General features: G+C 54.3%; 25 protein-coding genes. 20 read left to right on the forward strand and 5 right to left on the reverse strand.

Annotated features, from left to right (window positions below; translation table 11 throughout):
- Positions 1-81: 81 nt before the first annotated feature.
- From ACHUEV_RS13770 to dxs, 4 genes are read left to right on the forward strand one after another with little or no spacing between them, the layout of a single operon-like run.
- The gene (locus ACHUEV_RS13770) at positions 82-1,005 is read left to right on the forward strand and encodes a histone deacetylase family protein (protein ID WP_394180800.1); all 924 of its coding nucleotides are present in this window, start codon (positions 82-84) and stop codon (positions 1,003-1,005) included.
- Positions 1,002-1,238: an exodeoxyribonuclease VII small subunit gene (locus ACHUEV_RS13775; protein WP_045995436.1), complete on the forward strand. Its 237-nt coding sequence runs from the start codon at positions 1,002-1,004 to the stop codon at positions 1,236-1,238. Before ACHUEV_RS13770 ends, ACHUEV_RS13775 begins: the two co-directional genes overlap by 4 nt.
- The gene (locus tag ACHUEV_RS13780) at positions 1,231-2,094 is read left to right on the forward strand and encodes a polyprenyl synthetase family protein (protein WP_394180802.1); all 864 of its coding nucleotides are present in this window, start codon (positions 1,231-1,233) and stop codon (positions 2,092-2,094) included. Before ACHUEV_RS13775 ends, ACHUEV_RS13780 begins: the two co-directional genes overlap by 8 nt.
- An 11-nt stretch (positions 2,095-2,105) precedes the next feature.
- A complete protein-coding gene (gene dxs / locus ACHUEV_RS13785) occupies positions 2,106-4,019 on the forward strand; it encodes a 1-deoxy-D-xylulose-5-phosphate synthase (protein ID WP_394180803.1) in 1,914 nt (637 codons plus the stop codon).
- On the opposite strand, the gene ACHUEV_RS13790 is transcribed toward dxs, so the two are convergent.
- Positions 4,016-4,801: an ion transporter gene (locus ACHUEV_RS13790; protein ID WP_394180805.1), complete on the reverse strand. Its 786-nt coding sequence runs from the start codon at positions 4,799-4,801 to the stop codon at positions 4,016-4,018. The genes dxs and ACHUEV_RS13790 overlap by 4 nt on opposite strands.
- Before the next feature lie 190 nt (positions 4,802-4,991).
- Between ACHUEV_RS13790 and ACHUEV_RS13795 the strand changes: the two genes are divergently transcribed.
- Positions 4,992-5,645, forward strand: coding sequence for an androgen-induced gene 1 family protein (locus tag ACHUEV_RS13795; RefSeq protein WP_394180807.1), 654 nt, complete (start codon positions 4,992-4,994; stop codon positions 5,643-5,645).
- Here the strand turns inward: ACHUEV_RS13795 and ACHUEV_RS13800 are convergent.
- Positions 5,611-6,471 carry an SDR family oxidoreductase gene (locus ACHUEV_RS13800; RefSeq protein WP_394180809.1) on the reverse strand — a complete coding sequence of 287 codons (861 nt, stop codon included), beginning with the start codon at positions 6,469-6,471 and terminating at the stop codon, positions 5,611-5,613. The two genes, ACHUEV_RS13795 and ACHUEV_RS13800, sit on opposite strands and share 35 nt — an antisense overlap.
- A gap of 325 nt (positions 6,472-6,796) precedes the next feature.
- Here ACHUEV_RS13800 and ACHUEV_RS13805 point away from each other — a divergent pair, with 325 nt between their 5' ends.
- Positions 6,797-8,131, forward strand: a complete 1,335-nt coding sequence (locus tag ACHUEV_RS13805) for an NAD(P)-dependent oxidoreductase (protein ID WP_394180811.1) — start codon at positions 6,797-6,799, stop codon at positions 8,129-8,131.
- Position 8,132: 1 nt separating this feature from the next.
- A complete protein-coding gene (gene preA / locus ACHUEV_RS13810; protein ID WP_394180813.1) occupies positions 8,133-9,437 on the forward strand; it encodes an NAD-dependent dihydropyrimidine dehydrogenase subunit PreA in 1,305 nt (434 codons plus the stop codon).
- A 56-nt stretch (positions 9,438-9,493) separates the two neighbouring features.
- On the opposite strand, the gene ACHUEV_RS13815 is transcribed toward preA, so the two are convergent.
- Positions 9,494-10,105 (reverse strand): TetR family transcriptional regulator C-terminal domain-containing protein, encoded by a 612-nt coding sequence (locus ACHUEV_RS13815; RefSeq protein WP_394180814.1) that lies wholly within the window; start codon positions 10,103-10,105, stop codon positions 9,494-9,496.
- A 170-nt stretch (positions 10,106-10,275) separates the two neighbouring features.
- Between ACHUEV_RS13815 and ACHUEV_RS13820 the strand changes: the two genes are divergently transcribed.
- The 8 genes from ACHUEV_RS13820 to ACHUEV_RS13855 are packed head-to-tail and all read left to right on the forward strand — an operon-like array spanning position 10,276 to position 17,461.
- On the forward strand, positions 10,276-11,526 hold the full coding sequence (locus ACHUEV_RS13820; RefSeq protein WP_394180815.1) for a Zn-dependent hydrolase: 1,251 nt from the start codon (positions 10,276-10,278) through the stop codon (positions 11,524-11,526).
- Positions 11,523-11,867, forward strand: a complete 345-nt coding sequence (locus tag ACHUEV_RS13825) for a barstar family protein (protein WP_394180817.1) — start codon at positions 11,523-11,525, stop codon at positions 11,865-11,867. Before ACHUEV_RS13820 ends, ACHUEV_RS13825 begins: the two co-directional genes overlap by 4 nt.
- An 11-nt stretch (positions 11,868-11,878) precedes the next feature.
- A complete protein-coding gene (hydA, locus tag ACHUEV_RS13830; protein ID WP_394180819.1) occupies positions 11,879-13,333 on the forward strand; it encodes a dihydropyrimidinase in 1,455 nt (484 codons plus the stop codon).
- A gap of 3 nt (positions 13,334-13,336) precedes the next feature.
- Positions 13,337-13,807, forward strand: a complete 471-nt coding sequence (locus tag ACHUEV_RS13835; RefSeq protein WP_394180821.1) for a hypothetical protein — start codon at positions 13,337-13,339, stop codon at positions 13,805-13,807.
- Positions 13,808-13,835: 28 nt separating this feature from the next.
- The gene (locus ACHUEV_RS13840; protein ID WP_394180823.1) at positions 13,836-14,618 is read left to right on the forward strand and encodes an ABC transporter ATP-binding protein; all 783 of its coding nucleotides are present in this window, start codon (positions 13,836-13,838) and stop codon (positions 14,616-14,618) included.
- Positions 14,619-14,663: 45 nt separating this feature from the next.
- Complete coding sequence (locus tag ACHUEV_RS13845) at positions 14,664-15,584, forward strand: ABC transporter permease (protein WP_394180825.1); 921 nt, start codon at positions 14,664-14,666, stop codon at positions 15,582-15,584.
- Positions 15,581-16,432, forward strand: coding sequence for an ABC transporter permease (locus ACHUEV_RS13850; RefSeq protein ID WP_394180827.1), 852 nt, complete (start codon positions 15,581-15,583; stop codon positions 16,430-16,432). Before ACHUEV_RS13845 ends, ACHUEV_RS13850 begins: the two co-directional genes overlap by 4 nt.
- Before the next feature lie 45 nt (positions 16,433-16,477).
- Positions 16,478-17,461 carry an ABC transporter substrate-binding protein gene (locus ACHUEV_RS13855; RefSeq protein ID WP_394180829.1) on the forward strand — a complete coding sequence of 328 codons (984 nt, stop codon included), beginning with the start codon at positions 16,478-16,480 and terminating at the stop codon, positions 17,459-17,461.
- Positions 17,462-17,506: 45 nt separating this feature from the next.
- Here ACHUEV_RS13855 and ACHUEV_RS13860 read toward each other — a convergent pair whose 3' ends face one another.
- Positions 17,507-18,520 carry a P1 family peptidase gene (locus ACHUEV_RS13860; RefSeq protein ID WP_394180831.1) on the reverse strand — a complete coding sequence of 338 codons (1,014 nt, stop codon included), beginning with the start codon at positions 18,518-18,520 and terminating at the stop codon, positions 17,507-17,509.
- Positions 18,521-18,725: 205 nt separating this feature from the next.
- On the opposite strand from ACHUEV_RS13860, the gene panB reads away from it, so the two are divergent.
- From panB to ACHUEV_RS13875, 3 genes are all read left to right on the forward strand, one after another.
- Complete coding sequence (gene panB / locus ACHUEV_RS13865) at positions 18,726-19,553, forward strand: 3-methyl-2-oxobutanoate hydroxymethyltransferase (protein WP_394180833.1); 828 nt, start codon at positions 18,726-18,728, stop codon at positions 19,551-19,553.
- The gene (gene panC, locus ACHUEV_RS13870) at positions 19,550-20,407 is read left to right on the forward strand and encodes a pantoate--beta-alanine ligase (protein ID WP_394180835.1); all 858 of its coding nucleotides are present in this window, start codon (positions 19,550-19,552) and stop codon (positions 20,405-20,407) included. The genes panB and panC overlap by 4 nt, the downstream gene beginning before the upstream one ends.
- A gap of 101 nt (positions 20,408-20,508) precedes the next feature.
- The gene (locus ACHUEV_RS13875; protein WP_394180837.1) at positions 20,509-20,832 is read left to right on the forward strand and encodes a hypothetical protein; all 324 of its coding nucleotides are present in this window, start codon (positions 20,509-20,511) and stop codon (positions 20,830-20,832) included.
- Between the two features lie 29 nt (positions 20,833-20,861).
- Here ACHUEV_RS13875 and ACHUEV_RS13880 read toward each other — a convergent pair whose 3' ends face one another.
- Positions 20,862-22,151, reverse strand: coding sequence for an acetylornithine deacetylase/succinyl-diaminopimelate desuccinylase family protein (locus ACHUEV_RS13880; RefSeq protein ID WP_394180839.1), 1,290 nt, complete (start codon positions 22,149-22,151; stop codon positions 20,862-20,864).
- A 142-nt stretch (positions 22,152-22,293) separates the two neighbouring features.
- Between ACHUEV_RS13880 and ACHUEV_RS13885 the strand changes: the two genes are divergently transcribed.
- Positions 22,294-23,229: a glycosyltransferase family 2 protein gene (locus ACHUEV_RS13885; RefSeq protein ID WP_394180841.1), complete on the forward strand. Its 936-nt coding sequence runs from the start codon at positions 22,294-22,296 to the stop codon at positions 23,227-23,229.
- Positions 23,230-23,244: 15 nt separating this feature from the next.
- Complete coding sequence (locus tag ACHUEV_RS13890; RefSeq protein ID WP_394181073.1) at positions 23,245-23,637, forward strand: GtrA family protein; 393 nt, start codon at positions 23,245-23,247, stop codon at positions 23,635-23,637.
- The last annotated feature ends 43 nt before the right edge of the window (positions 23,638-23,680 follow it).

Genomic DNA, 23,680 nt, shown 5'->3' on the forward strand with positions numbered 1-23,680 from the left:
CTCGTTGTGCGCCCGGTGGGCGCGCAACATTTATTAGGTTAGTCTTATCGAGATTTTGTACTTCGGACGAAAGGCTGCGCTATGGTCACCGCACTAATTACCCATGACGACTGTTATGATCATGTGACCCCGCCGGGTCACCCAGAACAAGTCGCGCGGTTGGATGCAGTTCTTAATGCGCTATCCGATTTAGATTTGCACAGGGTGAAAGCCCCGATTGTTGCCGAAGATGATCTGCTGCGCGCACATCCCAAATCGCACCTTGCCGCGATCAGGGACGCTGCCCCTGAAAGTGGTTGGCGATCACTGGATGCTGATACCCACATGTCTGTTGGTACTTTGCAGGCGGCCTATCGTGCGGCGGGTGCCGCTGTTCGTGGTGTTGATATGGTCATGTCGGGTGATGTTAGCAATGCGTTTGGTGCGACACGCCCCCCCGGGCATCATGCGGAACGTGAAACCGCCATGGGGTTTTGTTTCTTTGGAAATATCGCGATTGCCGCGAAATATGCGCTGGACCACCATGGTTTGGATCGTGTCGCCATCGTTGATTTTGACGTGCATCACGGGAATGGCACGCAGGATTTGGTCGAGGATGATCCGCGCATCCTCTTTTGTTCAACGCACCAATCGCCGCTATATCCTGGTACCGGGGCCGCACATGAAACGGGTGTAGGCAACGTTCTGAATGTTCCCTTGCCCGAAGGAACGGGCTCAGCGGCATTTCGCGATGTGATGGATCGTTTGGTGCTTCCGCGCGTTGCTGCGTTTTCTCCTCAACTTCTGCTGATTTCGGCTGGATTTGATGCACATGAAGATGATCCATTGGCGGGCATGAGACTACAAACCGAAGACTTTGGCTGGGTAACACAGCGTCTGTGCGATCTGGCAGACGAACATTGCGAAGGCCGCGTTGTGTCCATGCTCGAAGGTGGGTATGACCTGAACGCACTGGGCGATGCCGCCCGCGCCCATGTCAGCGTATTGGAGGAAAGAGGCCGATGACCACGCCTGTTGAAGAGATGAGCTTTGAAGACGCAATGAAAGAGCTAGAGGCCGTTGTGGGCCAGCTTGAGCGTGGTGATGTGGCCTTGGATCAATCGATTGCCCTGTATGAACGCGGTGCCGCGCTAAAGGCGCGCTGCGAGGCAAAGCTGAAAGAAGCTGAAGAAAAAGTCGCCCGTATTACGTTTGGCGAAAACGGTGAACCTAAAGGGACCGCACCGCTGGATGGTTAAGGGATTTGAAGTCGCGCTACGGACCGCCGCCGCGCAAACTGAACGATATATTGCTGGTGAACTGGACAACCTGCCCGGTGAAATCGGCAAGGGTATGGTATATGCGACGCAAGGCGGCAAAGCTTTGCGCGCGTTTCTTGTGTTGGAAACGGCCAAGTTGCACGGGATGACCTCAGCGCTGCCAGTTGCTGCCGCGATTGAATGCATGCATGCCTATTCACTGGTGCATGATGATTTGCCTTGCATGGATGACGATGCGCTGCGCCGCGGCCAACCGACCGTGCACGTGAAATGGGACGAGGCGACCGCTGTACTTGTCGGTGATGCACTACAGTCGCTTGCGTTCGAGTGTGTTCTGCGCCCCGATATCGCAGCTGACGCACGCATTGTATTAGCCCAGACCTTGGCGCGGGCCGCGGGCGTTCGCGGGATGGTGGGTGGACAGGCCGCTGATATCGCAGCCGAGACTGCGCGTGCACCGCTTAGCCTTGGACAGGTGATGGCGTTGCAGGCCGGTAAGACCGGCGCTTTGATTTCGTGGTCTGCGATGGCAGGTGCGCGTATGGCCCAAGCTGATATAGCTCCGCTTAAGCAATACGGGGATTCCCTCGGCCTTGCGTTCCAGATCTGGGACGATGTTTTGGATATTGAAGGCGACGCTGAGCAAGTAGGTAAGGCCGTCGGCAAGGATGCCGCAGCAGGCAAGGCGACATTTGTGTCGCATTTAGGGCTGGACGGGGCGAAACGTCGCGCTGCGGACCTAGTAAAAACTGCCTGTGATGCGCTATCTGTCTATGGAAACGACGCTGAGACGTTAAAAGAAGCCGCCCGCTTTGTGATTTCGCGGACGCATTGAAGGGTAGCAAGATGACCAGCCAGCCACTTACCCCCGTTTTGGATCGCGTGAATACGCCAGATGACATGAAGCAGCTATCGGACGCGGAGCTGCGGCAGCTGGCCGATGATCTGCGCGCCGAAACGATCGCAGCGGTGTCCGTGACCGGCGGGCATTTGGGCGCTGGGCTGGGTGTGGTTGAGATGACCGTCGCATTGCACGCTGTGTTCGATGCGCCCAAGGACAAGATCATCTGGGATGTATCCCACCAATGTTACCCACATAAAATCTTGACAGGTCGCCGTGATCGTATTCGCACGCTGCGGACCGAAGGTGGGCTAAGCGGTTTTACAAAACGATCTGAAAGCCCCTACGACCCGTTCGGTGCGGCGCATTCGAGCACGTCGATTTCTGCGGCACTTGGCTTTGCTGTTGCACGTGATCTGGGCGGCGAAGGTGGCGATGCGATTGCCGTAATCGGTGATGGCGCGATGTCGGCTGGAATGGCCTATGAGGCGCTGAACAACGCAGGTCATCTGGGCAAGCGTTTGATCGTGATCTTGAACGACAATGAAATGTCGATTGCCCCGCCAACTGGCGCGATGTCGTCATACCTGTCGCGTCTATACGCGGGGGAACCTTTTCAGGAATTCAAAGCGGCTGCAAAAGGTGCAGTGTCATTGCTGCCCGAACCATTCCGCGAAGGTGCCAAACGCGCCAAGGATATGCTGAAGCATATGACCGTCGGTGGCACGATGTTCGAAGAGCTTGGGTTTTCCTACCTCGGCCCCATCGACGGCCACGACATGGATCAGCTCTTGTCTGTGCTACGCACTGTCAAAGAACGCGCAGATGGCCCGATCCTGATCCACGCGATTACCAAAAAGGGCAAGGGATACGCCCCAGCCGAAGACGCGAGCGATAAGGGTCATGCCCGCGCAAAGTTCGACGTTGTTACTGGCGAACAAAAGAAAGCGCCAAGCAACGCGCCGTCTTATACTTCGGTCTTTGCTGAGACTTTGATTGATCTGGCCGCCAATGATCCCAAGATTTGCGCGATCACTGCTGCGATGCCAGACGGCACTGGCCTCGACCGTTTCATGAAACGCTACGCCAGTCGTTGTTTTGACGTGGGTATCGCCGAACAACACGCGGTGACGTTTAGTGCAGGTCTTGCCGCTGGTGGGATGCGTCCGTTCTGTGCGCTTTATTCGACGTTCCTGCAGCGTGGCTATGATCAGGTTGTGCATGATGTTGCGATCCAGCGTTTACCCGTCCGTTTCGCGATTGACCGCGCTGGGCTTGTTGGTGCTGACGGCGCGACCCATGCAGGTGCATTCGATGTGGCGTTCTTGGCGAACTTGCCAGGGATGGTCGTGATGGCCGCCGCTGACGAGGCAGAATTGGTGCGCATGGTTGCGACGGCTGCCGCCTATGACGACGGTCCGATTGCATTCCGTTTCCCACGGGGCGAAGGCGTCGGTGTTGAGATGCCGCAAAATCCAGAACTGGTGGAAATCGGCAAGGGCCGGATGATCAAAGAAGGCTCGCGCGTCGCGATCCTATCTTTCGGGACGCGGCTACAAGAAGTGACCGCCGCCTGCGAAGCGCTATCGGCAAAGGGTATCAATCCAACCGTGGCCGATGCACGTTTTGCTAAGCCGCTTGATAAAGACATGATCCTGAAGCTCGCCGCTGATCACGAAGCACTGATTTGCATCGAAGAAGGCAGTGTCGGTGGCTTTGGGTCACATGTCTCGCAGCTATTGTCGGACGAAGGCGTGTTTGATCACGGCCTGAAATTCCGGTCCATGGTTCTGCCCGATACCTTTATCGATCAGGCGAGCCCCCGCGCGATGTATGACACGGCGGGACTTAACGCTGATGATATCGAAGCTAAGGTTTTGGATGTCTTGGGCGTTGAAGTAATTGGAAAACGCGCCTAGTCCTCAGGCGCGTTTTTCATATCCAAGTGTTTTTCGATCGCGATCAAACGCTGGAGTACAGCGTCACGATAGGCGTCTGTACTTGCGTTTGCTTCTTCGGCGTGGGCGTCTTGCATTGAATTCACGATCAGACCCACCAGTAGGTTCACGACAGCAAAGGTTGTGACCATGATGAATGGGATAAAAAAGGCCCACGCATAGGGGTATGTCGCCATCACTGGTCTAACAATTCCCATGGACCAACTTTCCAGTGTCATGATTTGGAACAGTGAATAGGCTGACTGGCCTAGGGTTCCGAACCACTGAGGAAAGCTATCGCCGAACAGTTTAGTCGACATGACCGAGCCGATATAAAAGATGATCGCCATCAACAAAAACACACTGCCCATGCCAGGAAGCGCGGTGACAAAGCCCTCGATCACACGGCGCAGGCTGGGTGCTGCTGACATGATCCGCATCACCCGCAGAATGCGCAAGGAACGCAGCACAGCAAGGCCCTGCGCTGCTGGGATCAAGGCGATGCCAACGATGACGAAGTCAAACAGGTTCCAGCCGCTACGAAAGAATTGGCGCCCGTGCGCAACAAGCTTAGCAGCGATTTCGATAACGAAGATTGTAAGGCACAGCGTGTCGAGCGCTTCGATCAAACCACCGAAACGGCTCATGACGGCGTCGGATGTTTCGAGGCCAAGTATCAGGGCATTAAATAGAATGACACCGATGATGAAATTGCGTGTGAAGGATAAGCTAAGGTAGTGCGCAAGCGTTTCTTTGTAAGTCATCGGTCCGCCAAATTTGTTGGTTTCATATGGCGCGGGCCGGTTTAATGCGCAAGTGATCGGCGGGGCTATTCGCGCAAATGTGTGCACAACGCATCAGGTGGCGCTGACAGGCCGTTTCGCGTGCCCGACGTAGCGTTCTTATGGACCGCATATCCACAACCAACGCAGCATAAGCGTCGGGAGGATCTATATGACGCGTTTTGTTCACATCTATCGGTGGGTCGTTTTCTTGTTGGCCGGCGGTTACGTTCTACGGACTTTGATTTTTGGCAACTATGATGGGTTTGGTGGACCGCTGAGGTATCTGACCGTCTGGGCGCTTTTCGCATCCTTCTTTGCGGCAAGCCGTATGATGGCAATCCAAGAGGGCCGAAGCGAAAGGCGCTGGGACGGTTTTGTCTGCATGGCCGCCGTGATCAATACGATGGTCGTATTCTTGTTTTGGCGGTTGTATTTCGCAGACCCAACATCGGTGACCGACAATGGGCAGCTGATGGCATGGCATTTAGAACTGTACTTGCATCTGTTCGGACCGTTGCTTCAGCTGATTGACACGCTCTTTATTCATCGCAGTTATCGGCGGTTGGGTGCGCCTTTGGCGTGGCTTGTCGGGGTGATTGGTGGCTACGTGTTGTGGACCGAACTTGTGATTAGTCCAACTAACGCAACCCCTATGGGCGCAGTGACAAGCGGACTGCCTTATCGGTTCTTGAACAATCTAGAACTACCGCAACGCATGATTTTTTATGGATCAAACTTAGCGATCGCCATTGTTCTTTTGCTACTATTCGCTGCCATCGCGTGGACCGTCAGGCGTTTTCTTCCTGCGCCAAAAGCGCCTTAAGCCCGCTGCGGTAATCAGGATAGATGAGTCGAACGCCAAGTTCGTCTTTGATCTTGTCGTTCCGTACCTTTTTGCTTTCTGCGTAAAAGCTGCGGGCCATTGGTGTCATCTCGGCAGTTTCAAAGTCTTCGGCGGGTGGCAGGGGTAACCCTAGCAATTCGGCCGCGTAACCGATGACGTCTTCGGGCGGTGCCGGGTCGTTGTCGCAGACGTTATAGACCGCACCGGGGTTCGGGTTGGCGATAGAGGCCGCAAGAGCCTGTGCGATGTCATCAACGTGGGTGCGGCTAAAGATCTGACCCTTCTTGATGATACGCCGTGCGCTACCGCTGCGAACCTTGGAAAATGGTCCGCGTCCGGGGCCATAAATGCCCGCAAGCCGGAAAATATGTAGCGGGAGGTCGGGGATGTCTGCCCAAGCGGCCTCTGCCTTGACCCGGGCGATGCCGCGTTTTGTTGCTGGGGTTAATGGCGTGGTTTCATCAACCCAATCACCAGCGTGATCGCCGTAAACGCCAGTGGTGGACAAATAGCCGACCCATTCGAATTGTTTTGCACGTGCCGCGATCTCATCTTTCAGGGCAGCAAGTACAGGATCACCATCATCGCCGGGCGCGGTCGAGATCAGCAGATGTGTCGCCTTATCCAGTGCAGGTACCATATCGGTGCCGGGCCATAGCATAGCTTCAACCCCTGTTTCTGCGACCTCGGCGACGCCATCAGCGGAGCGCGTTGTTCCGATAATCGTGTAGCCCTGCGGCAGCAAAACACGGGCAAGCGCCTGTGCGCTAAAGCCGTGACCGAAAGAAAGAAGTGTTTGCATCATGGGGCAGTGGTGCCGCAGCAATACAAGGATCGCAAGCCCTGATAACAGCTGAATTCAGGCTGTGCGTGTCTGCAATGCGCTGAATATAGCGCCGTTTCTGCCTAGTTTCTCATCGGGCGGGTTGGAATGTCTAGGTGGTCGCAATCTGTGAAAATTGAGTAGAGGATGTTGGTAACGCATTGAAAATATAGTGAAATACTGGATCTATTGTCTGAAGTGTTCGTCCGTTCATTTATTCATTTTTTGCCGAATTCAAAAATTTACCATTTGATAAAAAATAAACCTGTGGCAGGCTAAACCCAAGAAGCCACGACAGGAAGACACCATGTCCAGCCCAATGACCCCCGGTATTGCTGCGGCGCGTTTGCCGTCAGAGACCGTTGAAACCAACTTTGCCGACCTTCATGAACCCCTTGAGCCACACGAAGCGTCAGTCGCTGCGGATCGCTGTTACTTCTGCCACGATGCGCCTTGTATGACGGCTTGTCCGACGTCGATTGATATTCCTTTGTTCATCCGACAGATCAGCACGGGCACCCCCGAAGCAGCGGCCAAAACCATTTTCGACCAAAACATTCTTGGCGGCATGTGTGCCCGCGTCTGTCCAACCGAAGAATTGTGTGAACAGGCCTGTGTGCGCGAAGCTGCCGAAGGTAAACCGGTCGAGATTGGCCGCCTACAGCGCCACGCAACGGATAAGCTGATGGAAAAGCAAAGCCATCCTTATGCGCGGTCAGCGAATACTGGTAAAAAGGTTGCCGTTGTGGGTGCAGGCCCAGCAGGTTTGGCATGCGCACATCGGCTTGCGATGCTGGGCCACGACGTCACAATGTATGACGCGATGCCAAAGCCGGGTGGCCTGAATGAATATGGTATCGCTGCTTATAAATCGACCGACAATTTCGCAGCGAGAGAGGTTGATTGGCTGTTGGGCGTTGGCGGCATCACTGTTGAAAATGGCAAACGTCTTGGTACGGATTTGTCGCTTGAAGGGCTTCAATCGGAATTCGATGCCGTGTTCCTTGGTGTGGGGCTTGGCGGCGTCAACGCATTGCGAGCAGAGGGTGAAGACAAGGATGGCGTTGCTGATGCTGTCGACTTTATCAAGGCACTGCGGCAGTCAACGGACCTGACCAAATTGCCCGTTGGGCGTGACGTGGTCGTAATCGGTGGTGGGATGACTGCTGTTGATGCGGCGGTTCAGTCCAAGCTGCTGGGTGCACAGAACGTCACAATCGCTTATCGCCGTGGCCGCGAAGGTATGAGCGCAAGTAAATACGAACAGGATCTTGCGGCATCAAAAGGCGTTCGGTTGATGTTCAACGTTCAGCCGGTTGCCGTGCATGGCAACGGTGCGGTCCGCGAGCTAGAACTTGAATACACCACAGACGACGGCACCGGTCTATATGGAACCGGAGAAATGATCCGCCTGCCAGCCGATCAGGTGTTCAAGGCTATCGGGCAAACGCTTGAAACTGATGCGGGCCTCGAACTGTCTGGTCGTAAGATCGCCGTAACGGGTGCCGGCCGCACGAGCGCGGCGGGTGTCTGGGCTGGTGGCGACTGCGCCAGCGGTGGCGATGATCTGACGGTAACTGCGGTGGCCGAAGGCCGCGACGCAGCAATGGATATTCATGCAACCTTGATGGGGGGCAACTAAGATGGCTGACTTAACAACAGAATTTCTAGGGATCAAATCGCCGAACCCGTTTTGGCTCGCTTCAGCACCGCCAACCGACAAGGAATACAACGTCCGCCGCGCATTCGAGGCAGGTTGGGGCGGTGTCGTCTGGAAAACGCTGGGTTCCGAAGGACCGCCTGTCGTCAACGTCAACGGCCCCCGCTATGGCGCGATTTACGGGGCAGATCGTCGCCTACTGGGGCTGAACAACATTGAGCTAATCACTGACCGTGATTTGCAAACCAACCTTGATGAAATCACCCGCGTGAAAGCTGATTACCCTGACCGCGCAGTCATCGTGTCGATCATGGTTCCCTGCGAAGAAGAAGCATGGAAAGCAATTTTGCCAAAGGTCGCTGCGACTGGCGCTGACGGGATTGAACTGAACTTTGGTTGCCCACACGGAATGGCGGAACGCGGCATGGGGTCCGCTGTTGGGCAGGTCCCCGAATACATCCAGATGGTCACTGAATGGTGCAAGAAATACTACGACAAGCCAGTGATTGTGAAGTTAACGCCGAACATCACGGATGTGCGTAAACCAGCACAAGCTGCCAAAGATGGCGGTGCGGACGCGGTAAGTTTGATCAATACGATCAATTCAATCACGAGCGTCGATCTGGATATCATGGCGCCGCAGCCAACGATCGATGGCAAGGGCACGCACGGCGGATATTGCGGTCCAGCGGTTAAGCCGATTGCGATGAATATGGTTGCTGAAATCGCGCGCGATCCGGGCACGCATGGTCTGCCAATCTCCGGCATTGGCGGCGTGACGACATGGCGTGATGCCGCGGAGTTTATGGCGCTGGGTTGTGGTAACGTGCAGGTCTGTACGGCTGCGATGACCTACGGCTTTAAGGTCGTGCAGGAAATGATCAGCGGCCTGTCCCAATGGATGGACGAAAAAGGCTATGCCTCCACCGCTGACTTCATTGGGATGGCAGTGCCAAATGTCACTGACTGGCAATATCTGAACCTGAACTATGTGGCGAAAGCCAAGATCAGCCAAGACGACTGCATTAAATGCGGCCGTTGTTACGCGGCTTGCGAAGACACCAGTCACCAAGCCATCGAAATGTCCGCAGACCGCGTATTCACGGTCAAAGACGACGAATGCGTTGCCTGCAATTTATGCGTCGATGTCTGCCCGGTTGAGGACTGCATCACGATGGAGGCAATGACCCCGGGTGAGGTCGACCCACGTACTGGCAAAGTCGTAGAAAAAGAATATGCCAATTGGACAACGCATCCGAACAATCCGGGCGCAGTTGCCGCAGAATAGAGACTGTTTTGGGCCTTGGCAGGTCAGAGTTGCCAAGGCCTTTTCTATGGTGTGGCCTACGAATTAGCTGGCGTCAGCATCCGGCGGAACAGCGTATCAAGATAGGTCATTGCCCCATCGAATGGGTCCGTATCGCCTAGAACAGCGCGAACTTGCACATCAAAATCAGCATAGTGTTGGGTCATCGCCCAGATCGAAAACACCAGATGATAGGGGTCAATCGGCGCGATCTTTCCGGCCGCTTCCCATTGCTTCAAAACCACTGCTTTTTCATCGACAAGCTGACGCAAGTCTTGGCTTAGGTGCTCGGCGATATGCGGGGCGCCTTGTAGGATTTCATTCGCAAATAGGCGGCTTTCGCGTGGGTAGTCTTTGCTCATGGCAAGCTTGCGATGCACATAGCCAAGGATTTCCTGAATGGGGTCACCGTTGGCGTCCATTTTCTTGAGCGGATCAAGCCAGGTTTCAAGCAAGCGTTCCAAAAGCGCCGTATAAATCGCGTCTTTGGACTTAAAGTAATAAAGCAAATTCGGCTTTGATAGCCCGGCTGCTTCGGCGATTTGATCAAGCGTTGATCCGCGAAGACCAAATTGAGAAAAAATATCGAGCCCAGCGGACAAAATGGCGGCGCGGTTGCGCAGTTGAATACGTGTTTCGGGTTTGCTCATAGTGTGTACTTGCTCAATTTTAGGGCGTCGGTGATCATTGCCTAGCGCATTTGCATTCTTTTGCGGCACCTGCATGTTCTCTGCGCAGAAAACTTGACTGAACCTATGTCTCTGTTAGCCTCACTTTGACCATATGGTCAAATTAGACTTACCTACGGCGGAGATACCTCATGGCAGCCCCAGGCGAAAACTTAAAGATCAATGGCGCACGATTGTGGGATAGTCTGATGGAAATGGCCAAAATTGGCCCCGGTGTTGCGGGCGGAAACAACCGTCAGACCCTTACCGACGAAGACAGCGAAGGCCGCCACCTGTTCCAGAAGTGGTGCGAAGATGCAGGTTGCACCATGGGGTTGGACCAGATGGGCAACATGTTCGCGCGCCGCGAGGGGACAGACCCAGACGCGCTTCCTGTCTATGTGGGGTCGCATTTGGATACGCAGCCAACTGGCGGCAAATATGACGGCGTTCTTGGCGTATTGGGCGGGCTAGAACTGCTGCGCACGATGAATGATCTGGACATTAAAACCAAACACCCAATCGTGGTCACCAACTGGACGAATGAGGAAGGAACTCGCTTTGCTCCCGCGATGCTGGCCTCTGGCGTGTTTGCTGGGATGCATACCCAAGACTGGGCCTATGATCGGACCGACGCCGAAGGCAAAAAGTTCGGTGCTGAACTGGAGCGCATCGGCTGGAAGGGCGAAGAAAAGGTTGGCGACCGCAAGATGCATGCATTCTTTGAATTGCACATCGAACAGGGTCCAATCCTTGAGGCCGAGAATAAACAAATCGGCGTTGTCACCCACGGCCAAGGCTTGTGGTGGTTACAGGTTACCCTTACGGGCAAAGATGCCCACACCGGGTCAACCCCGATGAATATGCGGGTAAACGCTGGGCTTGGCATGGCGCGGATCACGGAGCTGGTCCACACGATTGCGATGGATAATCAGCCCGGTGCGGTTGGCGCGATTGGTCACTGCGATGTCTATCCCAATTCGCGCAACGTGATCCCCGGCAAGGTGGTCTTTACCATCGATTTCCGTTCCCCCGATCAGGATAAACTCGACGGCATGAAAGCCCGCCTTGAGGCCGAAGCAGTGCCCATCATCGAAGAGCTTGGGCTAACGATGGAAATCGAACCTGTCGGACACTTTGACCCGGTTACATTTGACGAAGGTTGCGTCACAGCCGTGCGCAGCGCCGCGGATCGTCTAGGGTATTCGCATATGGATATCATCTCGGGCGCGGGGCACGATGCTTGCTGGATCAACAGGTTGGCCCCAACAGCAATGGTGATGTGCCCATGCGTTGACGGTCTGTCGCATAACGAGGCCGAGGAGATTAGCCCCGAATGGGCAGCGGCAGGGGCAGACGTGCTGTTCCACGCGGTCGTTGAAACGGCGGAGATTGTTGGGTGATCGACAAGAACGTTGTTGTGGAGATCGATGGCAAGACATTGGTTGGGCGTGAGAGGTTTCATGACACGTTTGCCAAAGCGCTCGGATTCCCGGATTTCTACGGACGCAATATGGACGCATGGATTGATTGCATGTCGAGTCTTGATGACCCTGAAAGTCGGATGACATCGGTCCATGTCGGACGAGGCAAAGTCCTCACGCTGAAAATTAGAAACTACAAATACTTTAAGAAAGCCGGGAAGGACGAATGGCTGGATTTGCTAGAGTGTAGCGCTTTCGTGAATTTCCGGTGCACTGAGCCGGGGCAAAATCCATTGATCGCACTTGCGTTCTTTGAATGAGGGAGAACACCATGACCAAAGTCATCAAAAACGGAACAATTGTCACAGCTGATCTGACCTACAAGGCAGATGTGCTGATCGAAAACGGGATGATTGTTGAGATTGGCCCGAATCTCGCGGGGTCAGAAGAGCTTGATGCGACGGGTTGTTACGTCATGCCGGGCGGCATTGATCCGCATACCCACCTTGAGATGCCGTTTATGGGTACCTATTCCACGGATGATTTCGAAAGCGGGACACGCGCTGCGTTGTCAGGCGGCACGACGATGGTGGTGGATTTCGCGCTGCCATCACCAGGGCAAGGCCTGCATGACGCGTTGCAGATGTGGGACAATAAATCGGGCCGTGCGGCTTGCGACTATTCATTCCACATGGCCGTCACTTGGTGGGGCGAGCAGGTGTTTAACGAGATGGAAAGCGTCATCAAAGAGCGCGGCATCAACACGTTTAAGCACTTTATGGCGTACAAAGGCGCGCTGATGGTGAACGACGATGAAATGTACGCGTCGTTCAAACGTCTGGGCGAATTGGGCGGCATCGCGATGGTCCACGCCGAAAATGGTGACGTAGTCGCAGAGCTATCCGCGAAATTGCTGGCCGAGGGCAACACTGGCCCAGAAGCACACGCCTATTCCCGCCCTCCGCAAGTCGAGGGCGAGGCGACAAACCGCGCGATTATGATCGCCGACATGGCCGGCGTGCCGCTTTATGTGGTGCACACGTCTTGCGAGGATTCGCACGAGGCCATCCGCCGGGCACGTATGCAGGGCAAACGCGTTTGGGGTGAGCCGCTGATCCAGCATCTGACGCTCGATGAATCTGAATACTTTAACCAAGATTGGGACCACGCCGCGCGGCGCGTGATGTCTCCGCCATTCCGCAATAAACAACACCAAGACAGCCTTTGGGCGGGTCTGCAAAGCGGGTCGCTGTCCGTTGTCGCGACCGACCACTGTGCATTCACAACCGAACAAAAGCGTTACGGCGTCGGTGATTTTACCAAGATTCCGAACGGGACTGGAGGCTTAGAAGATCGGATGCCCATGCTTTGGACGCATGGGGTCAATACGGGGCGGCTGACCATGAATGAATTCGTGGCAGTGACATCGACCAACATTGCAAAGATCCTGAATTGCTATCCTAAGAAGGGCGCGGTTCTGGTAGGCGCTGACGCCGATTTGGTTGTCTGGGACCCCGAGAAATCCAAGACGATTAGCGCCGACAGCCAGCAGTCTGCGATTGATTACAACGTGTTTGAAGGTAAAGAAGTCAAAGGCTTGCCGCGCTTTACGCTAACACGCGGGCAGGTTGCCTTGTATGATGGAGAAGTGCGTGCCCAAGAAGGTCATGGTAAGTTCGTTGCACGCGAAGGCAATACAGCGACAAACAAGGCGCTTTCTTCATGGAAAGAACTAACAAGCCCACGCCCGGTCGAACGTACGGGTATTCCAGTGACGGGTGTGTGATGAATGGTTGACGTTGCCAAAGTCAGATCGTTTTGGAGGTTTGCGTTGTTTGTTGCATTGGTAGGTGTCGTGGGGCTGCTCCTGTTTTGGGCCCGGCTAGTGCTATTCTATGGGGCAACACTCCCCGACATAAGCCAAGAACAAGGACGATCTGATTTGATCAGTAACACAGGTTTCATTTTTAAGTTACTTTTCATACCGATGATGATCTCTTTGTTGATCATCGGTTATCCTATGTGGCGCATCGTTGTAACCAAGTTGGCGCGACGGGGCATCGTCGGGTGGGTCTGCTTCGGTGGTGGTGGAGTGGCACTCGCAATGCTCGCATTAGTCCCATTTGTAATGCTTTTCGCGATAACAGGGTCAGTCGGCGATCTTTGGAAAATGACGCCGCTTTTCGTTTTTATGGCTGGCATCATCGTCTCTTCGGCGATGCTGGTGAGCCATTTTTTATATCGTACGAAACGATATTAATTGTCGTGAGAATAAGAAGGTGCCAGCAGTGAGCCAGCAAACGATCATCAATGCGCAGGGTTTGAACCTGACGTTTCAAACCAACGACGGCCCTGTGCATGCACTGAAAGATGTGAACCTAGAGATTAACAAAGGCGACTTTGTGAGTTTCATCGGTCCGTCTGGCTGCGGCAAGACCACGTTTCTGCGTTGTATGGCAGGACTTGAAACGCCTACGGGCGGCGAAATTACTGTCAACGGCATGACCCCCGATGAGGCGCGTCGCGCACGTGCATATGGCTATGTATTTCAGGCGGCGGGGTTGTACCCGTGGCGGACGATTGGCGGGAACATCAAACTGCCTCTCGAGATTATGGGTTTCTCAAAAGCAGAACAGGCTGAACGCGTTGGACGTGTTTTAGAGCTGGTTGATCTCGCCGGGTTTGAAAAAAAATTCCCTTGGCAGCTTTCTGGCGGCATGCAGCAGAGGGCGTCGATTGCGCGGGCGCTTGCGTTTGATGCAGATATTTTGCTGATGGATGAACCGTTCGGCGCGCTTGACGAAATCGTCCGTGATCACTTGAACGAGCAGCTTTTGAAGCTGTGGGCGCGGACAGAAAAAACGATTGGCTTTGTGACCCATTCGATCCCCGAGGCGGTTTATCTGTCGACCAAGATTGTCGTTATGTCGCCGCGGCCCGGACGGATTACCGATGTCATCGAAAGCCCACTACCTAAAGATCGCCCCTTGGATATTCGCGACAGCGCGGAATTTATCGAGATTGCCCATCGCGTGCGCGATGGATTGAGGGCGGGGCATGACGATGTGTAGGAGCCTCCGGCGGGAGTATTTTGGGCAAGATGAGGGAGTGGCCGTATGAAATCTGTCCTTCCCGTTTTGACCATTGTTGCCGCGATTTTATTCGTCTGGGTGTTAGCCGTTATTCCGATGAATATGCATCTGACTGCGGATCAGGCGCAGCGTGATGGGCTGATTGTGTCACCGGAAACACCGGCAGAGCGCCAAGATTATAGCGGCTTGGGGTTGTCGCTTCGCAATCCTTCGTTGTTGGGCCTAACCTTTGTTCAAGAACGCCCACGGCTGCCTTCGCCCCATCAGATTGCGGTTGAGATGTGGGATACGATTGTGATGAAGAAAATTACGTCGAAGCGGTCGCTTGTCTACCATGGTTGGGTGACGCTATCCGCGACTTTGCTTGGCTTTGCGATTGGCACTGGGTTGGGGATTTTGCTTGCTGTTGGCATTGTATATAACCGTGCGATGGACATGAGCGTGATGCCTTGGGCGATTGCGAGCCAGACGATCCCAATCCTTGCATTGGCTCCGATGATCATCGTCATGTTGGGCGCGATTGGGATTCAGGGGCTTTTGCCGAAGGCGATTATTAGTGCATATCTTAGCTTCTTTCCTGTGGTCGTGGGCATGGTAAAGGGGCTGCGCAGCCCAGATGGTATGCAGCTTGATTTGCTGCGGACCTATCATGCCAGCCCTGCCCAAGGGTTTTGGAAACTACGGTTGCCTGCTTCGGTCCCTTATCTGTTTGCTTCGCTAAAGATAGGGATATCGGCGTCTCTTGTCGGGGCAATTGTTGCTGAATTGCCCACGGGTGCACGTGCTGGATTTGGTGCACGCATGTTGGTGGGCGACCAATATGGGCAGCCGCTTGTGACTTGGGCGGCCTTGTTTGCTGCGGCGATCACGGCCGCAGCGTTGGTCGGACTGTTTAGCCTGTTCGAGCGTCTGACCTTACGTCGGATGGGGATGGTGCGCGCATGACTTGGGTCGCAATCATCGGGGCCTTGGCCATTTGGGCTCTTGGGTGGTTTATTAACACGCGGCTGGCAAATGGGCCAAAGTGTGACACCCGTCTGGTAGGGCTTCTTGTGCCTATCATTTTCGGACTGACCCTGTTGCTAATGTGGGAATGGCTGGTTCGCATGTTGGAGGTGAATGCGGTGATCCTACCGCCGCCATCGGCGATTGGTGTGCGGTTTGTAAGCGAGCTGCCGCGCCTTTGGGCTGATTTTGAGCAGACCATTATCAAAGGCGCGATGACCGGATACCTCTTTGGTGCTGTTGCTGCGTTTGCTGTTGCCATCCTTGCTGATCGTTCAGATTTTCTGACGCGTGGAATTTTGCCGGTTGGTGGATTTATGGCGGCGCTGCCTATCGTTGGGACCGCGCCAATCTTTGTTAAATGGCTTGGTAGTGGCTGGGAATCCAAAGCGGCTGTCGTTGGGGTCATGGTGTTTTTCCCGATCCTTGTGAACACGGTCGCTGGGTTGCGAGACACGACCACGATGCAGCGTGATTTGATGCGGACTTATGGTGCCGGATACTGGCCATCGCTGTTTAAATTGCGTTTGCCGGCTGCGATGCCATTCATTTTCAACGGGCTAAAGATTGCGACAACTCTTGCGCTTATCGGGGCTATTGTTGCTGAATTTTTCGGCTCTCCGACGGTTGGGATGGGCTTTCGCATATCTACCAGCGTCGGGCAGCTTGCGCTGGATATGGTCTGGGCTGAAATTGTGGTGGCAGCAATCGCCGGAAGCACGCTTTACGGGCTGATGGCATGGATCGAAGGGCGCGTCACATTTTGGCACCCTTCGCAAAGAAAATAATCTTAAGCTCCGAAAAGAGGGCTCTAATCTGACTTGGAGGTCAAAATGAAGAAACTGATGATGGCGGCAGCTCTTGCCGCGGGTCTAGGCAGCGCAGCTTCTGCCAACGACGAAGTAACACTGCAACTGCAGTGGGTCACGCAAGCCCAATTTGCGGGCTATTATGTGGCGCTCGACCAAGGGTTTTATGAGGAAGAAGGGCTGGACGTCACGATCTTGCCCGGCGGCCCTGACATCGCACCGCCGCAGGTGCTTGCTGGTGGTGGCGCTGACGTCATGCTGAACTGGATGCCATCCGCGCTGTCCGCCCGTGAAAAAGGTCTGCCAGTTGTGAATATCGCGCAGCCGTTCAAAACATCGGGTCTGATGCTGACATGCTGGAAAGATACCGGCATTGAAAGTGTCGAAGATTTCCGTGGCAAAACCATTGGCGTCTGGTTCTTTGGCAACGAATATCCGTTCCTGTCATGGATGTCCCAAGCGGGCATTTCAACTGACGGCGGCGAGGACGGCGTGACCGTTCTAAAGCAGGGCTTTAACGTTGATCCACTGCTGCAGCGTCAGGCGGATTGCATTTCGACGATGACGTACAACGAATATGGTCAGGTTTTGGATGCAGGTGTTTCACCTGACGAACTAGTCACATTCCTTTATGAGGACCAAGGCGTCGCGACCCTAGAAGACGGCATGTATGTGCTGGAAGATAACCTCGAAGATCCGGCATTTGTCGACAAGATGACCCGCTTTGTGCGCGCATCTATGAAGGGCTGGAAATGGGCCGAAGAGAATGCCGAAGATGCGGCTGGTATCGTTTTGGATAACGACGAAACCGGTGCGCAAACCGAGGCAGCACAGGTTCGCATGATGGGCGAGATCGCTAAGCTGACTGCGGGTTCAAATGGCGCGCTCGATCCTGCTGATTATCAGCGCACGGTCGATACACTGCTGGCTGGCGGGTCTGATCCTGTGATCTCTGCCGCGCCAGAGGGTGCATGGACAAGTGTCATTACAGATGCTGCTCTGAACTAAAAATTAGACGAAAACCTTCGCTCCGGCGTACTGCTGGGGCGAAACTTATTTCCTATCACGATAGCTCGGCAATATGTCCCCCTCAGCGGGTGTTGCTTCGTAGACGCCGCGACAAATTGCGCGGCTTAGGCATATTGCTGCTGCTGCGCCGATCTCCCTCATTGCCGCTGCGTTAACACCGTTGGCGTCGCCGGTCGCTGCAGCGAACACCAAATCCCCATCTAGCGGAGTGTGCGACGGAACGATTGCACGCGCCATGCCGTCGTGGGCAGTGACCGCCATGCGGTGGCATTGCGTTTTGGTCAGGGGCGCATCCGTTGCGACGATGGCGATCGTCGTGTTCGCGGTTTCGGTATCCTGTAACGCCATCGCCTCTTCTTTGCGGCTTTCTTGTGGGGCGACCAGCCCGCTGGCAGGATCGGGGCCGATGCCGCCAAATTCACCGTCAATTTCAAACGCGGCGGCCCAAAAATGCCGATCACCGGGGGTCGTCACACTGCCGAGCGAATTAACGACAACTAGCGCACCAACGGTCGTACCATCGGGTAAAACCATTGACGCAGAACCAAGCCCACCTTTTTGCATAGCGGCAAGTGCACCAGTCCCGGCGCCGACGCTGCCTAAATCGAAATGTGGGGCCGCATTGCGCAACGCGGCATGACCCAAGGCACGATAGGGATTTTCATCCCAATCCTTGTTGCCACCATTGATCAGGTCAAACACGATTGCACCGGGCACAATCGGGATCGCCAAATTGCCGACGGCAAATCCACGGCCCATCGCACGCAGGCCATCCATCACACCAGAACAGGCATCTAGCCCAAAAGCAGAGCCACCAGACAACACAAGCGCGTCGATCGCACCCACGGTTTTGTCCGGTGCCAGCAGATCAGTTTCTTTAGTGCCGGGTGCGCCGCCCATTACATGAACGCTCGCAACAAACGGGGCGTCACCGACCAAAACTGTGCTGCCTGACTTTAGATCAGAGTCTTGGGCATTACCGACGCGCAATCCCGCTATGTCGGTGATCAGATTTCGAGGGCCGGGTCTGTATGTCATAATCAATATGCTCGCATGGGTGGGGCGCGTAAGACAATGAAGTTCATGCAAACTTTTGCTGATCACTGCTATGTTTCGTCGTAGTCGGACGCGAAATAATATTTCAACGTTGGGTTAGATTGCCTGTTTCTAGAGGCTTGTCGCTGGAAACACGCTCGTTCGGCTGTTATCTGACGTGCAACTAGGCGTTAGGTTGGAGGACCAGATGAGCGCGACTGCGAAAAAACGAGCCCCTTTGCCGGATGATATCCGTGCTGCAAAAGGTGGCGCGCCACTGGTCAGCCTGACCGCATACACCACACCAATGGCCGAAATGATGGACGATCACTGTGATTTCGTTCTTGTCGGTGACAGCGTTGGTATGGTCCTTCATGGTCTTCCTTCAACACTTGGCGTGACGATGGAGATGATGATCATGCACGGCCAAGCCGTTGCACGCGGTTTGAAAAGCGCGATGATGGTCGTGGATATGCCGTTTGGTTCATACGAAGAGGGACCGCAGCAAGCATTTCGGAATGCGGCGCGATTGATGTCTGAAACAGGCGCAGGCGCAGTGAAGCTTGAAGGCGGCGTTGTGATGGCCGAAACCATCGCGTTCCTTGTTTCGCGTGGCATTCCTGTCATGGCCCATATCGGCCTGACCCCGCAATCCGTGAATACTTTGGGTGGTTACAAGGTCCAAGGGCGTGGTGACGATCGCGACGCGCTGATTGCAGATGCACGGGCGGTAACTGACGCAGGTGCTTTTGCAGTGGTACTTGAAAAAGTACCGGCAAACCTGGCGGACTTGATCACGGCAGATATTGCGATCCCGACCATAGGGATTGGCGCAGGCGCGGGTTGCGATGGCCAAATTCTTGTCGTTGACGATATGCTTGGCCTGTTCACGGCGTTTAAGGCGAAGTTCGTGAAACGCTACGCGCATTTGGGCGACGATGGCGCAGCAGCGATCGCCAACTACGCAGAAGAAGTCCGCGCACGGACCTTCCCAGCCCAAGAACATATTTTCGCGGACGAGGCCCCCAAGAAATGATCGCACCGATTGAACGGACCCTTGCCGGGTTGCGCGCGCAGACGGCTGTCTGGCGTAAAGCAGGCGAGACGATTGGCGTTGTGCCGACAATGGGCGCGCTGCATCAGGGACATTTGTCGCTGGCCCGTGCCGCGCGCGCGGCATGTGACCGAGTGATTGTCACGATTTTTGTGAACCCCAAACAGTTCAACAACCCCGACGATCTGGAAAACTATCCCCGCACAGAAAACGACGATGCGCGCAAATTGGAATCAATTGGCGTTGACCTGATCTATGTACCTTCACCGGATCAAATCTATCCCGAAGGCTTTGCGACGACTGTTACGGTGTCTGGCCTAACAGACATGCTTTGTGGTGCAACACGCCCCGGCCACTTTGATGGTGTGGCGACTGTGGTACCGAAACTGTTTTTGCAAACCAGCGCTGACAAAGCGTTCTTTGGTGAAAAAGACTATCAACAGCTACAGGTCGTGCGTCGTCTGGCCGCTGATCTGGATATCCCAATCGACGTCGTCGGATGCCCAACAATCCGCGAAGAAGACGGGCTGGCCATGTCATCGCGCAACCTGCTGCTATCCGACCGATCCCGCATTCACGCGCCCGTACTAGCCGAGGTCATGAACGACCTACGCGATCAGCTTTTGGCCGGTGCCGCAATGTCAGACATCGAAGCCGACGCGCGCGCGCGCTTACTGGCCGTAGGGTTCAACGATATCGACTACCTTGAACTACGCGATGGCGGGGATTTGTCACTGCTGGATAAAACCAAGCCTAATGCGCGGTTATTTGCGGCAGCGTGGCTGGCGGGTGTGCGGTTGATTGATAATATTGCGGTGGTTTCTTCGTCGAATTGAACAATACCATGCAAGGAAAACGACCTTAATCAAGATTGCGGGTAAGTTAGATACGTAAATACGTACGCCCACTGTGCGGGACTTAGTTGCCGTTCGGGGTAGTGCTTGGTGTCGCCGATGTTGCCATTGCAATTGCTATCGGGCAGACAACTAAAATGACATCAGCAAACAGAAATATTGCGATAAGCTATCTTGATAACGAAATCGAGGGGCGTGACATTGCTGGATTTTTGAAGACGGTCAAAAGGGCATTGAAACAGGAGGCTATCACTACTCATGAGCTCCACGTAGTCGCTCTGGAAATTGATCCTAGCGCTCAGACAGTAACGCTCATCCAGGATTGGAATGCTTGCGAACCCGAGACCTTTTTAGCCTCTGAATTCTTCGATCTGATCGAAAGCAGCCGGAAGCGAAGCAAAGGATAGCCACTTCACCTTGGGCTCTAAGCTGACCTTCAGCGTTGAGGAGCTAACCCCACCAAAATTTCCCGCAAAGCCCCCGCCATGACCTTGGCGCTGTCGATCATGTCATCGACGCCGATGTATTCGTCGGGTTTGTGGGCGAGTTCTAAAATTCCGGGCCCGTAGGCGATGCAGTTTTTCAGCTTCCCGATCCGGTCGATGTGTTTTTGGTCGTAGGTGCCGGGCGACGCCACGAATTCGGCTGGTTTACCTAAGACCTGTTCGATCTGCGCGGCGACGGTTTTTACCACAGGCGCATTGCGGTCTGTCATACTCGGCAGCACGCTGTTTAATTCGGTCAGGGAATAGTCGAATTTTTGACGGGTGGATTTGAGGCCTTCTAACAGGCCAGTCACCTCGTCCCGTACTTGATCAAGGCTTTCCTCGACTAAGAAACGCCGATCAATTACGATCCGACAGCTATCAGGCACGCAATGTGCGGGCAGGCCGGTGAAATCATCGGACTGTTCGGCCTGACCGCCGTGGATAGAATTGATGTTCATCGTTGATGATCGTGCCCCTTCGGGAACTACGGGCATATCGGTGTGGCGGGCGGCCATGGCGGGGAATAGTTTGTCTTCGAATTCGCCCAGCACGGCACCCATGTGCCGTACCGCGCAGTCGCCCAAGAACGGCATCGAACCGTGAGCGATTTCTCCGAATGTTTCAATCTCGGCCCACCAACCGCCGCGATGGCCAAGGCAAACGCGGTCTTTGTTCAAGGGTTCGGGAATGATGACGTGCTGCACGTTGGCAAAGAACCCATGCTCGGCCAGATAAGCGACACCGCCATAACCACCGGATTCTTCGTCTGCCGTGCCGGAAATTTCAATCGCGCCGGAAAAATCAGGGTAGGTGGCAAGAAACGCTTCAGCGGCAATGATCGAGGCGGCGAGCCCGCCTTTCATATCGCAAGCGCCGCGCCCGTAGATTTTGCCATCGATCAGGTCGCCGCCGAACGGATCCACCGTCCATCCTTTGCCGACTTCAACAACATCCGTGTGGCTGTTGAAATGCACGCAATCACCTGCGTGCGTCCCTTCGCGACGGGCGACGATATTCCAACGCGGATATTTTTCGCAGTCGCCAGGGGTGTCATGCGCCCGCACCAGCTTTGTCTCAAACCCAGATTTGCGAAGACGATTGTCCAAGTATTCGCAGATCGCACGATAGTTTTCACCAGGGGGATTTAGCGTGGGAATGCGGATCAAATCTTGGGTCAGCGCGATCAGATCATCGCGCCGATTTTCAACCGCTTGGGTCAGTATGTGTTGGTCGGTCATAGGGGGACTATTGGACAAAACAACTGAGGCAGCAATACCACCAGTTGTAACGCGCATTTCTTGAGCGACACTTAAGTCTGTTAAGGATCACTCTGGTCACTTATACAGCGGATCAAATATTGGAAATTGACTGGACGTTGCCGTGTCTTCACCGGAAGAAAAAATCGTAGTTTTAATACCTTGCTATAATGAGGCAAAACCAATTGGTCTTGTCGTGCAGGATTTCAAGAAGGCTTTGCCGACTGCAGATATATACGTCTACGATAACAACTCATCCGATGACACTGTTGCTGTTGCAAAGGCCGCAGGCGCCATTGTGCGCACGGAAACTCAGCAAGGTAAGGGCAACGTTGTGCGCCGAATGTTTGCTGATATTGATGCCGACATCTATGTGCTTGTGGATGGTGACAACACTTATGAAGCTGCTGCAGCAGCAGACATGATAGCGCTTTTAAAAAGCGATACCTTGGACATGGTCAGCGGCTGTCGGGTGACCGAAATTCAAGAGGCTTACCGTCCCGGCCACCGTCTAGGAAACTGGATGCTGACAGGATTGGTCGCGAGCATTTTTGGGCGGCGGACAAGCGACATGCTGACTGGCTATAGGGTGTTTTCGCGACGTTTTGTCAAAAGCTTTCCTGCCTTGTCACAAGGGTTTGAGATCGAAACAGAACTGACTGTGCATGCACTAGAACTTCGGATGCCGATTGCAGATCATGAAACCGTCTATATTGACCGACTGCCCGGTTCGGATAGCAAGTTGAATACCATCCGTGACGGCGTGCGGATCTTGCGTGTGATTGTGTCGCTTGTAAAAGAAGAACGGCCGTTGCCGTTTTTCGGCGGGCTCGCAGCTGCACTAGCCCTGCTTTCGGTCATTTTGGGCTATCCAATCGTAACAGAATACGTACAGACCGGTCTGGTTCCGCGGTTTCCTACAGCTATCTTGATTTCCGCAATTATGATCATAGCAACGCTGTCTTTGATGGCCGGACTGATCCTAGATACCGTTACTCGAGGCCGCCGAGAAATGAAACGTTTGGCTTATCTGTCGCACCTTGCGCCGCGGGACCAATAGGTTTCGGTGGACGCCATGCTACTCAGACAAATGATGCGCTTTGGTGTGGTTGGCGGGGTTGGTTTTATCGTTGACGGCGGCATGCTTTGGTTTTTGCTGGCAAATGGCTTTAGCCCTTATGTCGCGCGAGCTCTATCCTTCCCCGTTGCTGTTATTGTCACTTGGGCGTTGAACCGCGCTTGGACCTTTGGGGCGGCTAGGAAACCAGGAAGAATACGTCAGTTTAACAAATACTTAGCAATACAATTGATAGGAGCTGCAACGAATTACTGTTTCTATTCGCTTGTCGTTCGTACATTTGGCGAAACGAGCCTAGCCATTTTCGTAGGGTTTGTTTTCGGATCCTTCGTTGGAATGTTCGTCAACTTTTGGGGCGCGCGTCAGATAGCGTTTCGTCATGATGCTTAGGGCAGTCACCTATTTATATGCGCTTGAAAGCGTGACTAAAGGA

It is taken from the genome of Yoonia maritima, assembly GCF_043641945.1.
Lineage (GTDB): Bacteria > Pseudomonadota > Alphaproteobacteria > Rhodobacterales > Rhodobacteraceae > Yoonia > Yoonia maritima_B.

What these genes read in the sequence shown, in the direction of transcription:
- ACHUEV_RS13770 (WP_394180800.1), top strand. Translation starts at nt 82, where the DNA reads ATGGTCACCGCACTAATTACCCATGACGACTGTTATGATCATGTGACC.
- ACHUEV_RS13775 (WP_045995436.1), top strand. Translation starts at nt 1,002, where the DNA reads ATGACCACGCCTGTTGAAGAGATGAGCTTTGAAGACGCAATGAAAGAG.
- ACHUEV_RS13780 (WP_394180802.1), top strand. Translation starts at nt 1,231, where the DNA reads ATGGTTAAGGGATTTGAAGTCGCGCTACGGACCGCCGCCGCGCAAACT.
- dxs (WP_394180803.1), top strand. Translation starts at nt 2,106, where the DNA reads ATGACCAGCCAGCCACTTACCCCCGTTTTGGATCGCGTGAATACGCCA.
- ACHUEV_RS13790 (WP_394180805.1), bottom strand. Translation starts at nt 4,801, where the DNA reads ATGACTTACAAAGAAACGCTTGCGCACTACCTTAGCTTATCCTTCACA.
- ACHUEV_RS13795 (WP_394180807.1), top strand. Translation starts at nt 4,992, where the DNA reads ATGACGCGTTTTGTTCACATCTATCGGTGGGTCGTTTTCTTGTTGGCC.
- ACHUEV_RS13800 (WP_394180809.1), bottom strand. Translation starts at nt 6,471, where the DNA reads ATGATGCAAACACTTCTTTCTTTCGGTCACGGCTTTAGCGCACAGGCG.
- ACHUEV_RS13805 (WP_394180811.1), top strand. Translation starts at nt 6,797, where the DNA reads ATGTCCAGCCCAATGACCCCCGGTATTGCTGCGGCGCGTTTGCCGTCA.
- preA (WP_394180813.1), top strand. Translation starts at nt 8,133, where the DNA reads ATGGCTGACTTAACAACAGAATTTCTAGGGATCAAATCGCCGAACCCG.
- ACHUEV_RS13815 (WP_394180814.1), bottom strand. Translation starts at nt 10,105, where the DNA reads ATGAGCAAACCCGAAACACGTATTCAACTGCGCAACCGCGCCGCCATT.
- ACHUEV_RS13820 (WP_394180815.1), top strand. Translation starts at nt 10,276, where the DNA reads ATGGCAGCCCCAGGCGAAAACTTAAAGATCAATGGCGCACGATTGTGG.
- hydA (WP_394180819.1), top strand. Translation starts at nt 11,879, where the DNA reads ATGACCAAAGTCATCAAAAACGGAACAATTGTCACAGCTGATCTGACC.
- ACHUEV_RS13835 (WP_394180821.1), top strand. Translation starts at nt 13,337, where the DNA reads ATGGTTGACGTTGCCAAAGTCAGATCGTTTTGGAGGTTTGCGTTGTTT.
- ACHUEV_RS13845 (WP_394180825.1), top strand. Translation starts at nt 14,664, where the DNA reads ATGAAATCTGTCCTTCCCGTTTTGACCATTGTTGCCGCGATTTTATTC.
- ACHUEV_RS13850 (WP_394180827.1), top strand. Translation starts at nt 15,581, where the DNA reads ATGACTTGGGTCGCAATCATCGGGGCCTTGGCCATTTGGGCTCTTGGG.
- ACHUEV_RS13855 (WP_394180829.1), top strand. Translation starts at nt 16,478, where the DNA reads ATGAAGAAACTGATGATGGCGGCAGCTCTTGCCGCGGGTCTAGGCAGC.
- ACHUEV_RS13860 (WP_394180831.1), bottom strand. Translation starts at nt 18,520, where the DNA reads ATGACATACAGACCCGGCCCTCGAAATCTGATCACCGACATAGCGGGA.
- panB (WP_394180833.1), top strand. Translation starts at nt 18,726, where the DNA reads ATGAGCGCGACTGCGAAAAAACGAGCCCCTTTGCCGGATGATATCCGT.
- panC (WP_394180835.1), top strand. Translation starts at nt 19,550, where the DNA reads ATGATCGCACCGATTGAACGGACCCTTGCCGGGTTGCGCGCGCAGACG.
- ACHUEV_RS13880 (WP_394180839.1), bottom strand. Translation starts at nt 22,151, where the DNA reads ATGACCGACCAACACATACTGACCCAAGCGGTTGAAAATCGGCGCGAT.
- ACHUEV_RS13890 (WP_394181073.1), top strand. Translation starts at nt 23,245, where the DNA reads ATGCTACTCAGACAAATGATGCGCTTTGGTGTGGTTGGCGGGGTTGGT.